This is a genomic window from Rhizobium sp. PEPV16 (genome assembly GCF_008919455.1).
Classification (GTDB): Bacteria; Pseudomonadota; Alphaproteobacteria; order Rhizobiales; family Rhizobiaceae; genus Rhizobium; species Rhizobium leguminosarum_Q.
In genome coordinates, this window is the sequence record NZ_VSZV01000251.1 from 1 (window position 1) to 18,135 (window position 18,135).

Genomic DNA, 18,135 nt, shown 5'->3' on the forward strand with positions numbered 1-18,135 from the left:
CGGCCGCACCGTCGGCGCCGGCATCGTCGCGTCGATCGTCGAGTAACTTTCGAGTTATCCGCAATTATGAAGACCCCGCTGGAAACAGCGGGGTTTTTCATTTTGATGGCTTCCTGTAGGTTTAACAGGTGTTGTAAAAATATCGTTAAATTGGCCTGTCACAGTATTTTGTTCATCTCACGTTCAGAAACCGGTTTGTGATTGGACCATTGTAGTCCAGACTCCTTCTTGCAAAGAGGAGAGCCCGGATGATTCCAAAGGCCACATTCGCTGCGACGATATTCGCGATGTATGTTTTCACGATGTTTTTCATCGCTGCAATACCGCAAGAAGTTGTTCAGTCTGCCGTCGTGCAGATTGGCGAGGTAAGTGTCGTCAAGTGACGACCTTTGCCGAACATCGCAGGGTTCTGCGATGATCGGAAATGATCGGCCAGGTGCTCCCGGATAGGATGCTCCTGGCGGCGCGGGGGTGAACCCTTGCAGGACGCTCGCTTGCTCTTCGCGCGGAAGCGTCTATCTATGCCTCCGATTTCATGACGCGGAGGATATTCCATGAAGAGACGTATTCTGTTCACCGGCGGTTCAGGCAAGGCAGGTCGCCATGCTGTGCCATGGCTCGTCAATGCCGGCTACGAGGTTCACAACCTTGATCTCGTGCCGCTGGATAGCCCCGGCGTCACCAATCTCATCGCCGACATCACCGATAGCGGTCAGGTGTTCAACGCGCTCTCGATGCATCGCGATTTTCCCGATCTCGATGCGGGCAGGGGCGTTCAGCCCTTCGACGCCGTCGTGCATTTCGCCGCCATCCCGCGCATCCTGATCAAGCCCGACAACGAAACCTTCCGCATCAACACGATGGGCACCTATAATGTCATCGAGGCGGCGGTGAAGCTCGGCATCCGGAAGATCATCGTCGCATCGAGCGAGACGACCTACGGCGTCTGCTTCGCCGAAGGCCATCGCGATTTCCACCAGTTCCCGCTGGAGGAGGATTACGACGTCAATCCGATGGATTCCTACGGCCTTTCCAAGGTGGTCAACGAAAAGACGGCGCGCGCCTTTGCCGAACGTTCGGGCTTCGACATCTATGCGCTGCGCATCGGCAATGTCATCGAGCCTGACGAATACGAGAAGTTCCCGACCTTTTTCGCCAATCCCGAGATGCGCAAGCGAATCGCCTGGAGCTATATCGACGCCCGCGACCTCGGGCAGATCTGCCATCTCTGCATCGAGAAGGACGGCCTCGGCCACCAGGTCTTCAACGCCGCCAACGACACGGTCTCGGCGAATACGCCATCGAAAGAGCTTGCCAAGCGATTCTTTCCGAACGTGCCTTTCACCCGCGAGATCGGCGAATATGAGGGACTGCTCTCCAACCGCAAGATCCGCGAGGTGCTGGGTTTTAAGGAAGAGCACGATTGGCGGAAATATGTGAAGGTCTGAACGGACCTTGGTTCCGCGATTGAAAGGCCGATCGTTCGCATATCAGGAGATTGGTTTTGAAAATCGAAAATCGTGCTTGCCAATCCCGTGTCGTCGTCTTAAAGGGAGCGCCATGCTTTTCAGCAGCGATTTGCGGGCCTTGGCCCTGGCGCTGAATGATCGGTATGAAGGGGTATAGCTCAGTTGGTAGAGCGGCGGTCTCCAAAACCGCAGGTCGTAGGTTCGAGCCCTACTGCCCCTGCCATTTCCTGGATGCGGGACAGCGCGGACATGCTCGCGGCATTTCCGGTCGGGGATTGATTGGTGGTAAGTAATTTCGTTAAACTTCGGTTTCCCCCTTGTGTATTCGGAAATCGGTGTTTATTTAGGGTTCAACAGACACGCGGTGCGTGGGGCTGATAGTTTCAGCTTTACGCGCCGTAATTGCGTGGGCAGTCGATGGCATCCAAATCCAATCCGTTTGCGTTTCTGCAGCAGGTTCGCTCCGAGACGTCGAAAGTTACATGGCCGTCGCGCCGCGAGACCATGATCTCGACGGTCATGGTGCTGGTGATGGTGGTTTTCGCCGCGCTGTTTTTCTTTGCCGCTGACCAGCTGATCGGCTGGGCTCTGAGCTTCGTGCTGAATACCGGCAACTGATACGGGTGGAGATGAAAATGGCGGCACGTTGGTACATCGTCCACGCATATTCAAATTTTGAAAAGAAGGTGGCTGAAGACATCGAGAACAAGGCTCGCCAGAAGGGGCTTGAGCACCTGTTCGAGAAGATCCTCGTGCCGACTGAAAAGGTGGTGGAAGTGCGTCGCGGCCGCAAGGTCGATTCCGAGCGCAAGTTTTTCCCGGGCTATGTCATGGTTCGTGCCAATCTGACGGACGAAGCCTACCACCTGATCAAGAATACGCCGAAGGTCACAGGTTTCCTCGGCTCCGACAATAAGCCCGTTCCGATTCCGGATTATGAAGCCGAGCGCATTCTCGGTCAGGTCCAGGAAGGTGTCGAGCGGCCGAAGGCCTCCATTACCTTCGAGATCGGCGAGCAGGTCCGCGTTTCCGACGGCCCGTTCGCTTCGTTCAACGGCACGGTTCAGGATGTGGACGAAGAACGTTCGCGCCTGAAGGTGGAAGTGTCGATCTTCGGCCGCGCAACGCCGGTCGAGCTGGAATACGCTCAGGTCGAGAAGGTCTGATTGCAGAAACTGGAAGCTGGCCCTTGCGGCCTGTTTCCTGCGGACGTCGTCCGCACCCGCGTGGAAGGTGAGGGGTCTTAGCCGGACCCTAAGGATCCGCACCACGCAACCGCAGCCGCCGGAGAGATCCGGCATCACGGGCCGGGCAACCGGCCGTTCATGAAAGGCAGAGAGATATGGCTAAGAAAGTTGCAGGCCAGCTCAAGCTTCAGGTCAAGGCAGGATCGGCAAATCCGTCCCCGCCGATTGGCCCGGCGCTTGGTCAGCGTGGCATTAACATCATGGAATTCTGCAAGGCGTTCAATGCCGCCACGCAGGAAATGGAAAAGGGCATGCCGATTCCGGTCGTCATCACCTATTACCAGGACAAGTCCTTCACCTTCGCGATGAAGCAGCCCCCGGTCAGCTACTGGCTGAAGAAGGAAGCGAAGATCACGTCCGGTTCCAAGACGCCCGGCAAGGGCGCCAAGGCCGGCTCCCTCACCAAGGCTCAGATCAAGTCGATCGCAGAAGCCAAGATGAAGGATCTGAACGCAGCGGATATCGAAGGTGCAATGGCGATGATCGAGGGCTCTGCCCGCGCCATGGGCCTGGAAGTGGTGGGTTAAGATCATGGCTGGTAAGCGCACGCAGAAGATCAACGAAGGTGTTGATCCCACCAAGCTCTACGCTCTGACCCTGGCCATTGGCATGGTCAAGGAACGGGCTGTCGCCAAGTTCGACGAAACCATCGAAGTCTCGATGAACCTCGGCGTCGACCCACGCCATGCGGACCAGATGGTTCGCGGCGTCGTCAACCTGCCGAACGGCACGGGCCGCACGGTTCGCGTCGCCGTCTTCGCTCGTGGCGCCAAGGCTGACGAAGCCAAGGCCGCAGGTGCCGATATCGTCGGCGCCGAAGACCTCGTCGAAATCGTCCAGGGCGGCAAGATCGAATTCGATCGCTGCATCGCCACCCCCGACATGATGCCGCTCGTCGGCCGTCTCGGTAAGGTTCTCGGTCCGCGCGGCATGATGCCGAACCCGAAGGTCGGCACCGTCACCATGGATGTCGCCGGCGCCGTCAAGGCTTCCAAGGGCGGCGCTGTCGAGTTCCGCGTCGAGAAGGCCGGCATCGTCCATGCCGGTATCGGCAAGGCCTCGTTCGACGCCAAGGCTCTGGAAGAAAACATCCGCGCCTTTGCTGACGCCGTCATCAAGGCGAAGCCGGCTGGCGCCAAGGGCAACTACGTCAAGCGCGTGGCGATTTCCTCGACCATGGGCCCGGGCGTCAAGATCGAGCCCGGCTCGGTCACCGGTGCTCCGGCTGCGTAAGTTTATGGCCGGGCTTTAAGTCCGGCGACTGAATTTCCGGCCTCGCAAGGGGCCGGAATATTCCGGAGAAATCCGGAATCCTGTCCGAGATTGCAGGTGGTTTTCCCTTAATCACTGTGCCTGCATGAGACGGGTAAGACCCGAATTGCAAGAAGTTCGCTTCTAGGAACTCGGTTCGAGCCTTGGATGCCTTGTGCCTCTTTAGCCTTGATTGGCGCGAGAGCGCGGGGGGACAGGATCCTCAAGCGTCGCTTGGGATCTCGCATGATCCCAGGAGGCAAAAGGCAACCGGCGGGCCCATTTTCGGTCCTGCCAACTGGAGATAGGCAGTGGAAAGAGCGGAAAAACGCGAATTCGTCACGGAACTGAACGAAGTCTTCAAGGCTTCGGGCTCAGTTGTCGTGGCCCACTATGCTGGTGCCACAGTCGCGCAGATGAACGATTTTCGTTCGAAGATGCGCGCAGCTGGCGGCACCGTCAAAGTCGCGAAGAACCGCCTGGCCAAGATTGCCCTTCAGGGTACGGAAGCGGAAGGGATGTCCAATCTCTTCAAGGGTCAGACGCTGATTGCATACAGCACCGATCCGATTACCGCTCCGAAGGTCGTCATGGATTTCGCCAAGACCAATGACAAGATCATTGTTCTGGGCGGCGCCATGGGAACAACCACGCTCAACGCCGATGCAGTCAAGTCGCTTGCGACCCTGCCTTCGCTCGATGAGCTGCGTGCGAAGCTGCTGGGCATGATCCAGACACCGGCTACCCGCATCGCTGGGGTTGTTGCAGCACCGGCAAGCCAGCTTGCACGCGTGTTTGCGGCCTACGCCAAGAAGGACGAAGCCGCGTAAGGCGGTTTTTCGCTGTTTATAATCAACCGGTTCGAACCGAACAAAAGGAACTAGTAAAATGGCTGATCTCGCAAAGATCGTTGACGACCTCTCCTCGCTGACCGTTCTGGAAGCTGCAGAACTGTCGAAGCTTCTCGAAGAAAAGTGGGGCGTTTCCGCTGCTGCTCCGGTAGCTGTTGCTGCCGCTGCCGGCGGTGCTGCTGCTGCTGTCGTTGAAGAAGAAAAGACCGAATTCGACGTCATCCTCGTCGAAGCTGGTGCCAACAAGATCAACGTCATCAAGGAAGTCCGCGCCATCACTGGTCTCGGCCTCAAGGAAGCCAAGGATCTCGTTGAAGCCGCTCCGAAGGCTGTCAAGGAAGGCGTCAACAAGGCTGAAGCCGCTGACATCAAGAAGAAGCTTGAAGACGCTGGCGCCAAGGCCGACGTCAAGTAATCTTGAACTGCTTTTGGGAGGCAGTATCTCTACTGCCTCCCATTTGCCGTTTTTCTGAACGAATTACCCAAAAGCCGCGTCGAAACGGCTTTTGGGTAATGGGTTCTTCAAAAGGATGGTCTCGCACCGAGGGCAGCACAGCAATCCGAGCTGAGCGTTTTCTGGGGTCGGACGAGATTGAACTACTCATTGATTGACGGGATCGACTGGCCATCGGTTCCCGTCCGTTGCAGGCCCGGGTGCAAGATTTTGAAGGAGCGACGATGGCTCAGACCCTTTCGTTCAACGGTCGCAGGCGCGTACGCAAGTTTTTTGGTAAGATCCCCGAAGTCGCAGAAATGCCGAACCTCATCGAGGTTCAGAAGGCGTCCTACGACCAGTTTCTGATGGTTGAAGAGCCGAAGGGCGGCCGACCCGACGAGGGTCTTCAGGCCGTTTTCAAATCGGTTTTCCCGATCACCGATTTCTCCGGCGCATCCATGCTGGAATTCGTGTCCTACGAGTTCGAACCGCCGAAGTTCGACGTTGACGAATGCCGTCAGCGCGACCTGACCTATGCAGCGCCACTGAAGGTGACGCTGCGCCTCATCGTGTTCGATATCGACGAGGATACCGGCGCGAAGTCGATCAAGGACATCAAGGAGCAGTCCGTTTACATGGGCGACATGCCGCTCATGACCAACAACGGCACGTTTATCGTCAACGGCACCGAGCGCGTGATCGTTTCCCAGATGCACCGTTCGCCGGGCGTCTTCTTCGACCATGACAAGGGCAAGAGCCATTCTTCCGGCAAGCTGCTCTTTGCTGCGCGCGTCATCCCTTATCGCGGTTCCTGGCTCGATATCGAATTCGACGCCAAGGACATCGTCTACGCCCGTATCGACCGCCGCCGCAAGATCCCCGTGACGTCGCTGCTGATGGCGCTCGGCATGGACGGCGAAGAAATTCTCGACACCTTCTACACGAAGTCGCTCTACAAGCGCGACGGCGAAGGCTGGCGCATTCCCTTCAAGCCGGAAACGCTGAAGGGTGCCAAGGCGATCACCGAGATGGTCGACGCCGATACCGGCGAAGTCGTCGTGGAAGCCGGCAAGAAGCTGACCCCGCGCCTGCTGCGCACGCTGTCCGACAAGGGTCTGAAGGCCCTCAAGGCTGCCGACGACGATCTTTATGGTAACTACCTTGCCGGCGACATCGTCAACTACTCGACGGGTGAGATCTACCTCGAGGCCGGCGACGAAATCGACGAGAAGACGCTTGGCATCATCCTGGCGAACGGCTTTGACGAGATCCCGGTTCTCGGCATCGACCACATCAATGTCGGCGCCTATATCCGCAACACCCTGACAGCCGACAAGAACGAGAACCGTCAGGACGCTCTGTTCGACATCTACCGCGTCATGCGTCCGGGTGAGCCGCCGACCATGGAATCGGCCGAAGCCATGTTCAACTCGCTGTTCTTCGATGCGGAGCGTTACGACCTCTCCGCAGTCGGCCGCGTCAAGATGAACATGCGCCTCGACCTAACCGTCGAAGACACCGTCCGCATCCTGCGCAAGGACGACATCCTGGCCGTGGTCAGGATGCTGGTCGAACTGCGCGACGGCAAGGGCGAGATCGACGACATCGACAACCTCGGCAACCGTCGTGTCCGTTCGGTCGGCGAGCTGATGGAAAACCAGTACCGTCTCGGCCTTTTGCGCATGGAGCGCGCGATCAAGGAACGTATGTCCTCGATCGAGATCGATACGGTCATGCCGCAGGATCTGATCAACGCCAAGCCGGCAGCTGCTGCCGTGCGCGAATTCTTCGGTTCCTCGCAGCTCTCGCAGTTCATGGACCAGGTCAACCCGCTCTCGGAAATCACCCACAAGCGCCGCCTTTCGGCTCTTGGCCCGGGCGGTCTGACCCGTGAGCGCGCAGGCTTCGAAGTCCGCGACGTGCATCCGACCCACTATGGCCGCATCTGCCCAATCGAAACGCCGGAAGGCCCGAACATCGGTCTCATCAACTCGCTTGCGACCTTTGCCCGCGTCAACAAGTACGGCTTCATCGAAAGCCCGTACCGCCGCATCGTCGACGGCAAGGTGACGAGCGACGTGCTCTACCTCTCCGCCATGGAAGAGGCGAAGTATTACGTCGCCCAGGCCAACGCCGAGATGAACGCTGACGGTTCCTTCGTCGACGAATTCGTCGTCTGCCGTCATGCCGGCGAAGTCATGCTCGCCCCGCGCGACAGCATGAACCTGATGGACGTCTCGCCGAAGCAGGTTGTTTCGGTCGCAGCCGCGCTCATCCCGTTCCTGGAAAACGACGACGCCAACCGCGCGCTCATGGGCTCGAACATGCAGCGTCAGGCAGTGCCGCTGCTGCGTGCCGAAGCTCCGTTCGTCGGGACTGGCATGGAGCCGGTCGTTGCCCGTGACTCTGGCGCCGCCATCGGCGCCCGCCGCGGCGGTGTGGTCGATCAGGTCGACGCGACGCGTATCGTTATCCGCGCCACGGAAGACCTCGAAGCCGGCAAGTCCGGCGTCGATATCTACCGCCTGCAGAAGTTCCAGCGTTCGAACCAGAACACCTGCGTCAACCAGCGCCCGCTGGTCACCGTCGGTGACGAGGTCAACCGCGGCGACATCCTCGCCGACGGCCCGTCGACCGATCTCGGCGACCTGGCGCTCGGCCGCAACGCGCTCGTCGCGTTCATGCCCTGGAACGGCTACAACTACGAAGACTCGATCCTGCTCTCCGAGCGTATCGTTGCCGACGACGTGTTCACCTCCATCCACATCGAGGAATTCGAAGTGATGGCGCGCGACACCAAGCTTGGTCCTGAGGAAATCACCCGCGATATTCCGAATGTTTCGGAAGAAGCGCTGAAGAACCTCGACGAAGCCGGCATCGTCTATATCGGCGCCGAAGTTCAGCCGGGTGATATCCTCGTCGGCAAGATCACCCCGAAGGGCGAAAGCCCGATGACGCCGGAAGAAAAGCTTCTGCGCGCCATCTTCGGCGAAAAGGCCTCCGACGTGCGCGATACCTCCATGCGCATGCCGCCCGGCACCTACGGCACCATCGTCGAAGTTCGCGTCTTCAACCGCCACGGCGTTGAAAAGGACGAGCGCGCAATGGCGATCGAGCGCGAAGAAATCGAGCGTCTGGCAAAGGACCGTGACGACGAGCAGGCGATCCTCGACCGTAACGTCTACGGCCGTCTGATCGAGATGCTGCGCGGCCAGGCCTCTATTGCCGGCCCGAAGGGCTTCAAGAAGGGAGCCGAGCTTTCGAACGCCGTCGTCTCCGAATATCCCCGCTCGCAGTGGTGGATGTTCGCGGTCGAAGACGAAAAGGTTCAGAGCGAACTCGAAGCGCTCCGCGGTCAGTACGACGAATCCAAGTCGCGCCTCGAACAGCGCTTCATGGACAAGGTCGAAAAGGTCCAGCGCGGCGATGAAATGCCCCCTGGCGTCATGAAGATGGTCAAGGTCTTCGTCGCCGTAAAGCGCAAGATCCAGCCGGGCGACAAGATGGCCGGCCGTCACGGGAACAAGGGCGTCGTCTCGCGCATTGTGCCGGTGGAGGACATGCCGTTCCTCGAAGACGGCACGCATGTCGACGTCGTTCTGAACCCGCTCGGCGTGCCTTCGCGCATGAACGTCGGCCAGATCCTGGAAACGCATCTGGGTTGGGCTTGCGCCGGCATGGGTCGCCAGATCGGCGAACTGATCGACGCATATAAGGCCAATGGCAACATTGAGCCGTTGCGCAAGACCATCGGCGATGTCGTCGGAGACGGCCCCAAGGCCGAACAGGTCCACGAGTTCGACGACGACTCGGTTCTGCGTCTCGCCGACCAGTGGAAGCGCGGCGTTTCGATTGCGACGCCTGTTTTCGACGGCGCGAACGAAGCCGACGTCAACGACATGCTGCGTCTGGCAGGTCTCAAGGATAGCGGTCAGTCGACGCTCTATGACGGCCGTACCGGTGAGCAGTTCGACCGCCAGGTGACCGTGGGCTACATCTACATGCTGAAGCTCAACCATCTGGTCGACGACAAGATCCATGCTCGTTCGATCGGTCCTTACTCGCTCGTGACCCAGCAGCCGCTGGGCGGCAAGGCGCAGTTCGGCGGCCAGCGCTTCGGCGAAATGGAAGTCTGGGCGCTCGAAGCATACGGCGCGGCCTACACGCTGCAGGAAATGCTGACGGTGAAGTCGGACGACGTCGCCGGCCGCACCAAGGTCTACGAAGCCATCGTCCGAGGAGACGACACGTTCGAAGCCGGTATTCCGGAAAGCTTCAACGTTCTCGTCAAGGAAATGCGCTCACTGGGCCTCAGCGTCGAGCTCGAGAACACCAAGCTTGACGAGGCGCAGGCAGCTCAGCTGCCCGACGCGGCCGAGTAAGCACTTGATAGGGCGTGCGCTGCCAATGCGGCGCACGCCGGTCCCACCGGGCGCCGTATCCGTGTCGGCCCGGAAGGGAAGTTTCGCCGCATCCAGCGGTTATTCTCGTTTAAGCGAGGGAGGCGGCTCCCGGGAATTTGCCGCCGATCATCGCATTTTGAGGGCGCTTTAGCCCATGAAGGAGACAGGCATGAACCAAGAGGTCATGAATCTTTTCAATCCGCAGGTGCCTGCACAGAATTTCGATTCCATTCGGATTTCGATCGCGTCTCCGGAGAAGATCCTCTCCTGGTCTTACGGTGAGATCAAGAAGCCGGAAACCATCAACTACCGTACGTTCAAGCCGGAACGTGACGGTCTGTTCTGCGCGCGCATCTTCGGGCCCATCAAGGACTACGAATGCCTGTGCGGCAAGTACAAGCGCATGAAGTACAAGGGCATCATCTGCGAAAAGTGCGGCGTCGAAGTCACGCTGTCGCGCGTTCGCCGTGAGCGCATGGGTCATATCGAGCTCGCCGCTCCCGTTGCCCACATCTGGTTCCTGAAGTCGCTGCCATCACGCATTTCGACGCTGCTCGACATGACGCTGAAGGATGTCGAGCGCGTCCTCTACTTCGAAAACTACATCGTCACCGAGCCGGGCCTGACCGCGCTCAAGGAGCACCAGCTCCTCTCGGAAGAAGAGTACATGCTTGCCGTCGACGAATACGGCGAAGACCAGTTCACCGCGATGATCGGCGCTGAGGCGATCTACGAGATGCTGGCCTCGATGAACCTCGAAAAGATCGCCGGCGACCTGCGCGCCGAGCTTGCCGACACCACGTCGGATCTCAAGCAGAAGAAGCTGATGAAGCGCTTGAAGATCGTCGAGAACTTCATGGAGTCGGGCAACCGTCCGGAATGGATGATCATGAAGGTCGTTCCGGTCATCCCGCCGGATCTGCGTCCGCTGGTGCCGCTCGACGGCGGCCGTTTCGCGACGTCGGATCTGAACGATCTCTACCGCCGCGTCATCAACCGTAACAACCGTCTGAAGCGCCTGATCGAGCTTCGTGCGCCTGGCATCATCATCCGCAACGAAAAGCGCATGCTGCAGGAATCCGTTGACGCGCTGTTCGACAACGGCCGTCGCGGTCGTGTCATCACCGGCGCCAACAAGCGTCCGCTGAAGTCGCTCTCCGACATGCTGAAGGGCAAGCAGGGCCGCTTCCGCCAGAACTTGCTCGGCAAGCGCGTCGACTATTCCGGTCGTTCGGTCATCGTCACCGGTCCGGAACTGAAGCTGCACCAGTGCGGCCTGCCGAAGAAGATGGCGCTCGAGCTCTTCAAGCCGTTCATCTATGCCCGCCTCGACGCCAAGGGTTACTCCTCGACCGTCAAGCAGGCCAAGAAGCTGGTCGAGAAGGAAAAGCCGGAAGTCTGGGATATCCTCGACGAGGTCATCCGCGAGCATCCGGTTCTCTTGAACCGCGCACCGACGCTGCACCGCCTGGGCATCCAGGCCTTCGAACCTATCCTGGTCGAAGGCAAGGCGATCCAGCTGCATCCGCTCGTCTGCACGGCCTTCAACGCCGACTTCGACGGCGACCAGATGGCCGTTCACGTGCCGCTGTCGCTCGAAGCCCAGCTCGAAGCCCGCGTGCTGATGATGTCGACCAACAACATCCTGCATCCGGCCAACGGCGCGCCGATCATCGTTCCCTCGCAGGACATGGTTCTCGGCCTCTACTATCTGTCGATCCTCAACCAGAACGAGCCGGGCGAAGGCATGGCCTTCTCCGATCTCGGCGAACTGCATCACGCCCTCGAAAGCAAGGTCGTGACGCTGCACACCAAGATCCGCGGCCGCTTCAAGTCGGTCGACGAGGATGGCAAGCCTTACTCGAAGATCTATGAGACGACGCCTGGCCGTCTGCTCATCGGCGAACTGTTGCCGAAGAACGGCAAGGTGCCCTTCGATATCTGCAACCAGGAAATGACCAAGAAGAACATCTCGAAGATGATCGACACGGTCTATCGCCATTGCGGCCAGAAGGACACGGTCATTTTCTGCGACCGCATCATGCAGCTCGGCTTCGCCCACGCCTGCCGCGCCGGCATTTCGTTCGGCAAGGACGACATGGTCATTCCGGATGCCAAGGCCAAGATCGTTGCCGACACCGAAAACCTGGTGAAGGAATACGAGCAGCAGTACAATGACGGCCTCATCACCCAGGGCGAGAAGTACAACAAGGTTGTCGACGCCTGGGGCAAGGCGACCGAAAAGGTCGCCGAAGAGATGATGGCGCGCATCAAGGCGGTCGAATTCGACGAGAAGACCGGTCGCCAGAAGCCGATGAACTCAATCTACATGATGAGCCACTCCGGTGCCCGCGGTTCTCCGAACCAGATGCGCCAGCTGGGCGGCATGCGTGGCCTCATGGCCAAGCCGTCGGGCGAAATCATCGAGACCCCGATCATCTCGAACTTCAAGGAAGGCCTGACCGTCAACGAGTACTTCAACTCAACGCACGGCGCCCGTAAGGGTCTGGCAGACACCGCCCTGAAGACCGCCAACTCCGGCTACCTGACCCGCCGTCTCGTCGACGTCGCGCAGGATTGCATCGTCACGCATGTCGATTGCGGAACGCAGACGGGCCTCACCATGACCGCCATCGTCGATGCCGGCCAGGTGGTTGCCTCGATCGGCGCCCGTATCCTCGGCCGCACGGCGCTCGATGACATCGATCATCCGGTCACGGGTGAGCGCATCGTCGATGCCGGCAGGATGATCCTCGAGCCCGACGTCGTCGAAATCGAGAAGGCCGGCATCCAGTCGATCCGCATCCGCTCGGCACTGACCTGCGAAATCCAGACGGGCGTCTGCTCGGTCTGCTACGGCCGCGACCTCGCGCGCGGTACGCCGGTCAATATGGGCGAAGCCGTCGGCGTCATCGCTGCTCAGTCGATCGGCGAGCCGGGCACCCAGCTCACCATGCGTACCTTCCACCTTGGCGGTACGGCAACCGTGGTCGACCAGTCGTTCCTCGAAGCCTCGTACGAAGGTACGGTGCAGATCAAGAACCGCAACATCCTGCGCAACTCCGATGGCAACCTCGTTGCCATGGGCCGCAACATGACCGTCCAGATCCTGGACGAACGTGGTGTCGAGCGGTCGTCGCAGCGCGTGGCCTACGGTTCGAAGCTGCATGTCGACGAAGGCGACAAGGTCAAGCGCGGCCAGCGCCTGGCAGAGTGGGACCCCTACACCCGTCCGATGATGACGGAAGTGGCCGGTACCGTTCAGTTTGAAGATCTGGTCGACGGTCTCTCCGTTCTGGAAGCGACCGACGAATCGACCGGCATCACCAAGCGTCAGGTCATCGACTGGCGTTCGACCCCGCGCGGCTCGGACCTCAAGCCGGCGATCGTCGTCAAGGATGCCAGCGGCAATATCGCGAAGCTGTCTCGTGGTGGTGACGCCCGCTTCTTCCTCTCGGTCGATGCGATCCTGTCGGTCGAGCCGGGCACGAAGGTCTCCCAGGGTGACGTTCTCGCCCGTTCGCCGCTCGAAAGCGCCAAGACCAAGGACATCACCGGCGGTCTGCCGCGTGTTGCCGAGCTGTTCGAAGCCCGCCGTCCGAAGGACCATGCCATCATCGCAGAGATCGATGGTACGATCCGTCTCGGCCGTGACTACAAGAATAAGCGTCGCGTCATCATCGAGCCGGCGGAAGACGGTGTCGAGCCTGTCGAATACCTGATCCCGAAGGGCAAGCCCTTCCACCTTCAGGAAGGCGACTATATCGAAAAGGGTGACTACATCCTCGACGGTAACCCGGCTCCGCACGACATCCTGGCGATCAAGGGCGTGGAGGCTCTGGCCTCGTACCTCGTCAACGAGATCCAGGAAGTCTACCGCCTGCAGGGCGTCGTCATCAACGACAAGCACATCGAGGTGATTGTCCGTCAGATGCTGCAGAAGGTGGAAATCACCGATGCAGGCGACTCGACCTATATCGTCGGCGACAATGTCGACCGGATCGAGCTCGAAGACGTCAACGATCACCTGATCGAGCAGGGCAAGAAGCCAGCCTATGGCGATCCGGTTCTTCTCGGCATCACCAAGGCGTCGCTGCAGACCCCGTCCTTCATCTCGGCCGCGTCCTTCCAGGAAACGACCAAGGTGCTGACGGAAGCTGCGATCGCCGGCAAGACCGACGGCCTGCAGGGTCTGAAGGAAAACGTCATCGTCGGCCGTCTTATCCCGGCCGGTACCGGCGGCACCATGACCCAGATCCGCCGCATCGCCACGTCGCGCGACGAGATGATCCTCGAAGAGCGCCGCAAGGGCACGGGTGCTGCCGTCGCCACGCCGATGCTGCAGGACATGGCCGAAAAGGCTCCGGCTGCGGAATAATCCGCGGCTGAAGTCGACGAAATGAAAAACCGCCCGGAGCGATCCGGGCGGTTTTTCGTTTTTAGTCTGCTCTGATTGGGAGGGCGGGGAGGGCGCTGCTTTCCGCTTATGCTGCCTTTGGCGACCGGCAGCGTCAGCGGCGGCTCCCTTCAGTTGAACCGGATGATCGCGACTTCGCCTTCGACGGCGCCCTGGTAGGCAGATGCGTGCGGCTCTTCGGCCGGGACCTCGGTCAGCATGCCGATCTGATCGAGATCTGCCTCGATGAAGCCTTCCTCGGCAAGGGCGTTCAAGGCCTCGCGTACGGCAGTGTCGTCGTCAGGCGCCTTCAGCATGATGTGCAGGTCGATGCCTTCGCTGGCGTCGGACTCGTAGCCCTTGCCGATGATGATGAAGATCATCGGGCCGTCGAAATTATTGTCGTTATCAGGTGTCGTGATCATCGCCTGTCCTTCGGCTCTTTGACGATTCGGTCGCTCGAATCCTGCTGTGAGGGCCGAACGCCGCAATTGCTGATTCCTTAACTGCTTTTGCTGCAATGCCCAAGTTTTTATCTTGGTGCACGCCCGTCAATTCGTCTAGAAGGATGAAACAGGGCGTTGGGCCGGCATATCAAGGCGATACGGCGAGTTTATTTCTTAACCGGCCTTGACGAGACGGGTGGAAACCAGTAGTACCCCGGCCATCAGATCCCATGTGAGGCTTGGCTGTTCGGGGCGACTCGCCCTGAAGTTCACCTCAAACAAGGTTCTAAACGCACGTTGAAGTCATGATGCTGCACGCACGACGCATATGCTATGCGTCCTCTGCTCCTTGTGGTCCATCTGCGGAAGCGGATCGGGCCATATTTTGCGCATTGACGGAAAGCGCGCGTCACTGCCGGAGACGGCGCGAGTTCAAGCCCGCAAGGGTACTGAGATAAAACGTAAGGGATGGTTGAATGCCTACCGTAAACCAGCTGATCCGCAAGCCTCGCCAGGCGAACGTAAAGCGTAACAAGGTTCCCGCACTCCAGGAGAACCCGCAGAAGCGCGGCGTTTGCACGCGCGTCTACACGACGACGCCGAAGAAGCCGAACTCGGCTCTGCGTAAGGTCGCAAAGATCCGCCTGACCAACGGCTTCGAAGTCATTGGTTACATCCCCGGCGAAGGTCACAACCTTCAGGAACACTCTGTCGTCATGATCCGTGGCGGCCGCGTCAAGGACCTTCCGGGTGTCCGTTATCACATCATCCGCGGCGTTCTCGATACCCAGGGTGTCAAGAACCGCAAGCAGCGCCGCTCCAAGTACGGTGCGAAGCGTCCGAAGTAATTCGGTTTTTGAATAATCCGGCGCTGCGCGAGGTCCTCCGCGTCATGAAGCGCCTTAACGGTTGAAGAGACAAAATATGTCCAGACGTCATAAAGCAGAAAAGCGCGAGATCAATCCGGACCCGAAGTTCGGCGATCTCGTCGTCACCAAGTTCATGAATGCCATCATGCTCGACGGCAAGAAGTCCGTTGCTGAAAACATCGTCTACGGTGCGTTCGACGTTGTTCAGGGCAAGGCCAAGCAGGAGCCGCTCACGGTTTTCCATTCTGCGCTTGAGAACATTGCCCCGCACGTTGAAGTTCGCTCGCGTCGTGTCGGTGGTGCGACCTATCAGGTCCCCGTCGATGTTCGTCCGGAGCGCCGCCAGGCTCTTGCTATTCGCTGGCTGATCGCTGCTGCCCGCAAGCGCAATGAAACGACTATGGTTGACCGCCTTTCCGGCGAACTGCTCGATGCGTCCAACAACCGCGGCTCCGCCGTCAAGAAGCGCGAAGACACGCACAAGATGGCTGACGCCAACCGCGCGTTCTCGCACTATCGCTGGTAATTCCGAACGGTATCGAAAGGCAGTCCACAATGGCTCGCGAATATAAGATCGAAGACTACCGCAATTTCGGTATCATGGCGCATATCGACGCCGGCAAGACCACGACCACCGAGCGTATTCTTTATTACACCGGCAAGTCGCACAAGATCGGCGAAGTCCACGACGGCGCAGCCACCATGGACTGGATGGAGCAGGAGCAGGAGCGTGGCATCACGATCACCTCTGCTGCCACCACGACCTACTGGAAGGGCCGTGACGGCAAAATGCGCCGCTTCAACATCATCGACACTCCCGGCCACGTCGACTTCACCATTGAAGTCGAGCGTTCGCTGCGCGTTCTCGACGGCGCCATCGCGTTGCTCGACGCCAACGCCGGTGTCGAGCCGCAGACGGAAACTGTCTGGCGCCAGGCTGAGAAATACAATGTCCCGCGGATGATCTTCTGCAACAAGATGGACAAGACTGGTGCGGACTTCTACCGCTCCGTCGAGATGATCAAGACCCGCCTCGGTGCAACGGCTGTCGTCATGCAGCTGCCGATCGGTGCGGAGACTGAATTCAAGGGCGTCATCGACCTGGTCGAGATGAACGCACTCATCTGGCGCGACGAGTCGCTCGGCGCCCAGTGGGATGTCGTCGAGATCCCCGAGGACATGAAGGCCAAGGCTGAAGAATATCGCGAAAAGCTGATCGAGACGGTCGTCGACATCGACGAAGCCGCCACCGAAGCTTACCTCGAAGGTATTCTGCCTGACAACGATCAGATCCGTGCGCTGGTTCGCCGCGGCACGATCGACGTCAAGTTCCACCCGATGTTCTGCGGCACCGCCTTCAAGAACAAGGGCGTGCAGCCGCTGCTCGACGCCGTTGTCGACTACCTGCCGTCGCCGATGGACATCCCGGCGATCAAGGGCATCGACTTCAAGACGGAAGCCGAAATCGAGCGTCATGCCGATGACAGCGAGCCGCTTTCCATGCTCGCCTTCAAGATCATGAACGACCCCTTCGTCGGTTCGCTGACCTTCGCCCGTATCTACTCCGGCAAGCTCGAAAAGGGCACGTCGGTCATCAACACGGTCAAGGACAAGCGCGAGCGCGTCGGCCGTATGCTGCAGATGCACTCCAACTCGCGTGAAGACATCGAAGAAGCCTTCGCAGGCGACATCGTGGCTCTCGCCGGCCTCAAGGAAACCACGACGGGCGACACTCTCTGCGATCCGCTGAAGCCGGTTATCCTCGAGCGCATGGAATTCCCGGAGCCGGTCATCCAGATCGCCATCGAGCCGAAGACCAAGGGCGACCAGGAAAAGATGGGCCTCGCGCTCAATCGCCTGGCTGCTGAAGATCCGTCCTTCCGCGTCAAGACCGACCAGGAATCCGGCCAGACCATCATCGCCGGCATGGGCGAACTGCATCTCGACATTATCGTCGACCGCATGCGTCGTGAATTCAAGGTCGAAGCAACCGTCGGCGCGCCGCAGGTTGCCTACCGCGAAACCATCACCAAGACACATGAGGAAGACTACACGCACAAGAAGCAGTCCGGTGGTACCGGCCAGTTCGCGCGCGTCAAGATCGTCTTCGAACCGAACCCGGACGGCGACGAATTCAAGTTCGAATCGAAGATCGTCGGCGGTTCCGTTCCGAAGGAATACATCCCCGGCGTCCAGAAGGGCATCGAAAGCGTTCTGTCTTCGGGTCCGCTCGCAGGCTTCCCGATGCTCGGCGTCAAGGCGACCCTCATCGACGGCGCCTTCCACGACGTCGACTCGTCGGTTCTCGCCTTCGAAATCGCATCGCGTGCCTGCTTCCGTGAAGCAGCCAGGAAGGCCGGCGCTCAGCTGCTCGAGCCGATGATGAAGGTCGAAGTCGTCACCCCGGAAGATTACGTCGGCGACGTTATCGGCGACCTGAACTCTCGTCGCGGTCAGATCCAGGGCCAGGAAAGCCGCGGTATCGCCGTCGTCATCAACGCGAACGTCCCGCTCGCGAACATGTTCAAGTACGTCGACAACCTGCGCTCCATGTCCCAGGGCCGCGCCCAGTACACGATGACCTTCGATCACTATTCGCCGGTCCCGTCGAACGTCGCAACTGAAATCCAGGCAAAGTATTCCGGTCAGAAGTGACCGGAATACCAATTGACCGATAACAAGAATTAGATCCCTTCGGGGACTAGCAAAACGGAGACCCGAAAATGGGAAAGAGTAAGTTTGAGCGCAACAAGCCGCACGTCAACAT

General features: G+C 59.4%; 14 protein-coding genes and 1 tRNA gene. 14 read left to right on the forward strand and 1 reads right to left on the reverse strand.

What is annotated here, in order from left to right; genetic code table 11:
• The first annotated feature begins 248 nt into the window (after positions 1-248).
• The 11 genes from FY112_RS38450 (at position 249) to rpoC (ending at position 14,035) form a co-directional block, all read left to right on the forward strand.
• Entirely contained in the window at positions 249-383 is a 135-nt protein-coding gene (locus FY112_RS38450; protein WP_003547509.1) for a hypothetical protein, read from the forward strand.
• A gap of 171 nt (positions 384-554) precedes the next feature.
• Positions 555-1,448: an NAD(P)-dependent oxidoreductase gene (locus FY112_RS09605; RefSeq protein WP_151518280.1), complete on the forward strand. Its 894-nt coding sequence runs from the start codon at positions 555-557 to the stop codon at positions 1,446-1,448.
• A gap of 168 nt (positions 1,449-1,616) precedes the next feature.
• Positions 1,617-1,692 (forward strand) — tRNA-Trp (locus tag FY112_RS09610).
• A gap of 194 nt (positions 1,693-1,886) precedes the next feature.
• Positions 1,887-2,087, forward strand: coding sequence for a preprotein translocase subunit SecE (secE, locus tag FY112_RS09615; RefSeq protein WP_003547514.1), 201 nt, complete (start codon positions 1,887-1,889; stop codon positions 2,085-2,087).
• A gap of 17 nt (positions 2,088-2,104) precedes the next feature.
• Positions 2,105-2,635: a transcription termination/antitermination protein NusG gene (nusG, locus tag FY112_RS09620; protein ID WP_003547516.1), complete on the forward strand. Its 531-nt coding sequence runs from the start codon at positions 2,105-2,107 to the stop codon at positions 2,633-2,635.
• Between the two features lie 176 nt (positions 2,636-2,811).
• A complete protein-coding gene (gene rplK / locus FY112_RS09625) occupies positions 2,812-3,243 on the forward strand; it encodes a 50S ribosomal protein L11 (protein WP_003547518.1) in 432 nt (143 codons plus the stop codon).
• A gap of 4 nt (positions 3,244-3,247) precedes the next feature.
• Positions 3,248-3,949, forward strand: a complete 702-nt coding sequence (gene rplA, locus FY112_RS09630) for a 50S ribosomal protein L1 (RefSeq protein ID WP_003547520.1) — start codon at positions 3,248-3,250, stop codon at positions 3,947-3,949.
• Between the two features lie 329 nt (positions 3,950-4,278).
• Complete coding sequence (gene rplJ, locus FY112_RS09635; protein WP_003547522.1) at positions 4,279-4,797, forward strand: 50S ribosomal protein L10; 519 nt, start codon at positions 4,279-4,281, stop codon at positions 4,795-4,797.
• Between the two features lie 58 nt (positions 4,798-4,855).
• A complete protein-coding gene (rplL, locus tag FY112_RS09640; RefSeq protein ID WP_003547523.1) occupies positions 4,856-5,233 on the forward strand; it encodes a 50S ribosomal protein L7/L12 in 378 nt (125 codons plus the stop codon).
• Between the two features lie 263 nt (positions 5,234-5,496).
• Entirely contained in the window at positions 5,497-9,636 is a 4,140-nt protein-coding gene (rpoB, locus tag FY112_RS09645; protein ID WP_012757017.1) for a DNA-directed RNA polymerase subunit beta, read from the forward strand.
• Positions 9,637-9,826: 190 nt separating this feature from the next.
• A complete protein-coding gene (rpoC, locus tag FY112_RS09650) occupies positions 9,827-14,035 on the forward strand; it encodes a DNA-directed RNA polymerase subunit beta' (RefSeq protein ID WP_131710432.1) in 4,209 nt (1,402 codons plus the stop codon).
• 149 nt (positions 14,036-14,184) lie between these two features.
• On the opposite strand, the gene FY112_RS09655 is transcribed toward rpoC, so the two are convergent.
• Positions 14,185-14,478: a hypothetical protein gene (locus FY112_RS09655; protein WP_003547528.1), complete on the reverse strand. Its 294-nt coding sequence runs from the start codon at positions 14,476-14,478 to the stop codon at positions 14,185-14,187.
• 497 nt (positions 14,479-14,975) lie between these two features.
• Here FY112_RS09655 and rpsL point away from each other — a divergent pair, with 497 nt between their 5' ends.
• From rpsL to fusA, 3 genes are all read left to right on the forward strand, one after another.
• Positions 14,976-15,347 carry a 30S ribosomal protein S12 gene (rpsL, locus tag FY112_RS09660; protein WP_003547537.1) on the forward strand — a complete coding sequence of 124 codons (372 nt, stop codon included), beginning with the start codon at positions 14,976-14,978 and terminating at the stop codon, positions 15,345-15,347.
• A 76-nt stretch (positions 15,348-15,423) separates the two neighbouring features.
• Positions 15,424-15,894, forward strand: coding sequence for a 30S ribosomal protein S7 (gene rpsG / locus FY112_RS09665; protein WP_011651422.1), 471 nt, complete (start codon positions 15,424-15,426; stop codon positions 15,892-15,894).
• A gap of 29 nt (positions 15,895-15,923) precedes the next feature.
• Positions 15,924-18,023, forward strand: coding sequence for an elongation factor G (fusA, locus tag FY112_RS09670; RefSeq protein WP_017960035.1), 2,100 nt, complete (start codon positions 15,924-15,926; stop codon positions 18,021-18,023).
• Positions 18,024-18,135: the final 112 nt, after the last annotated feature.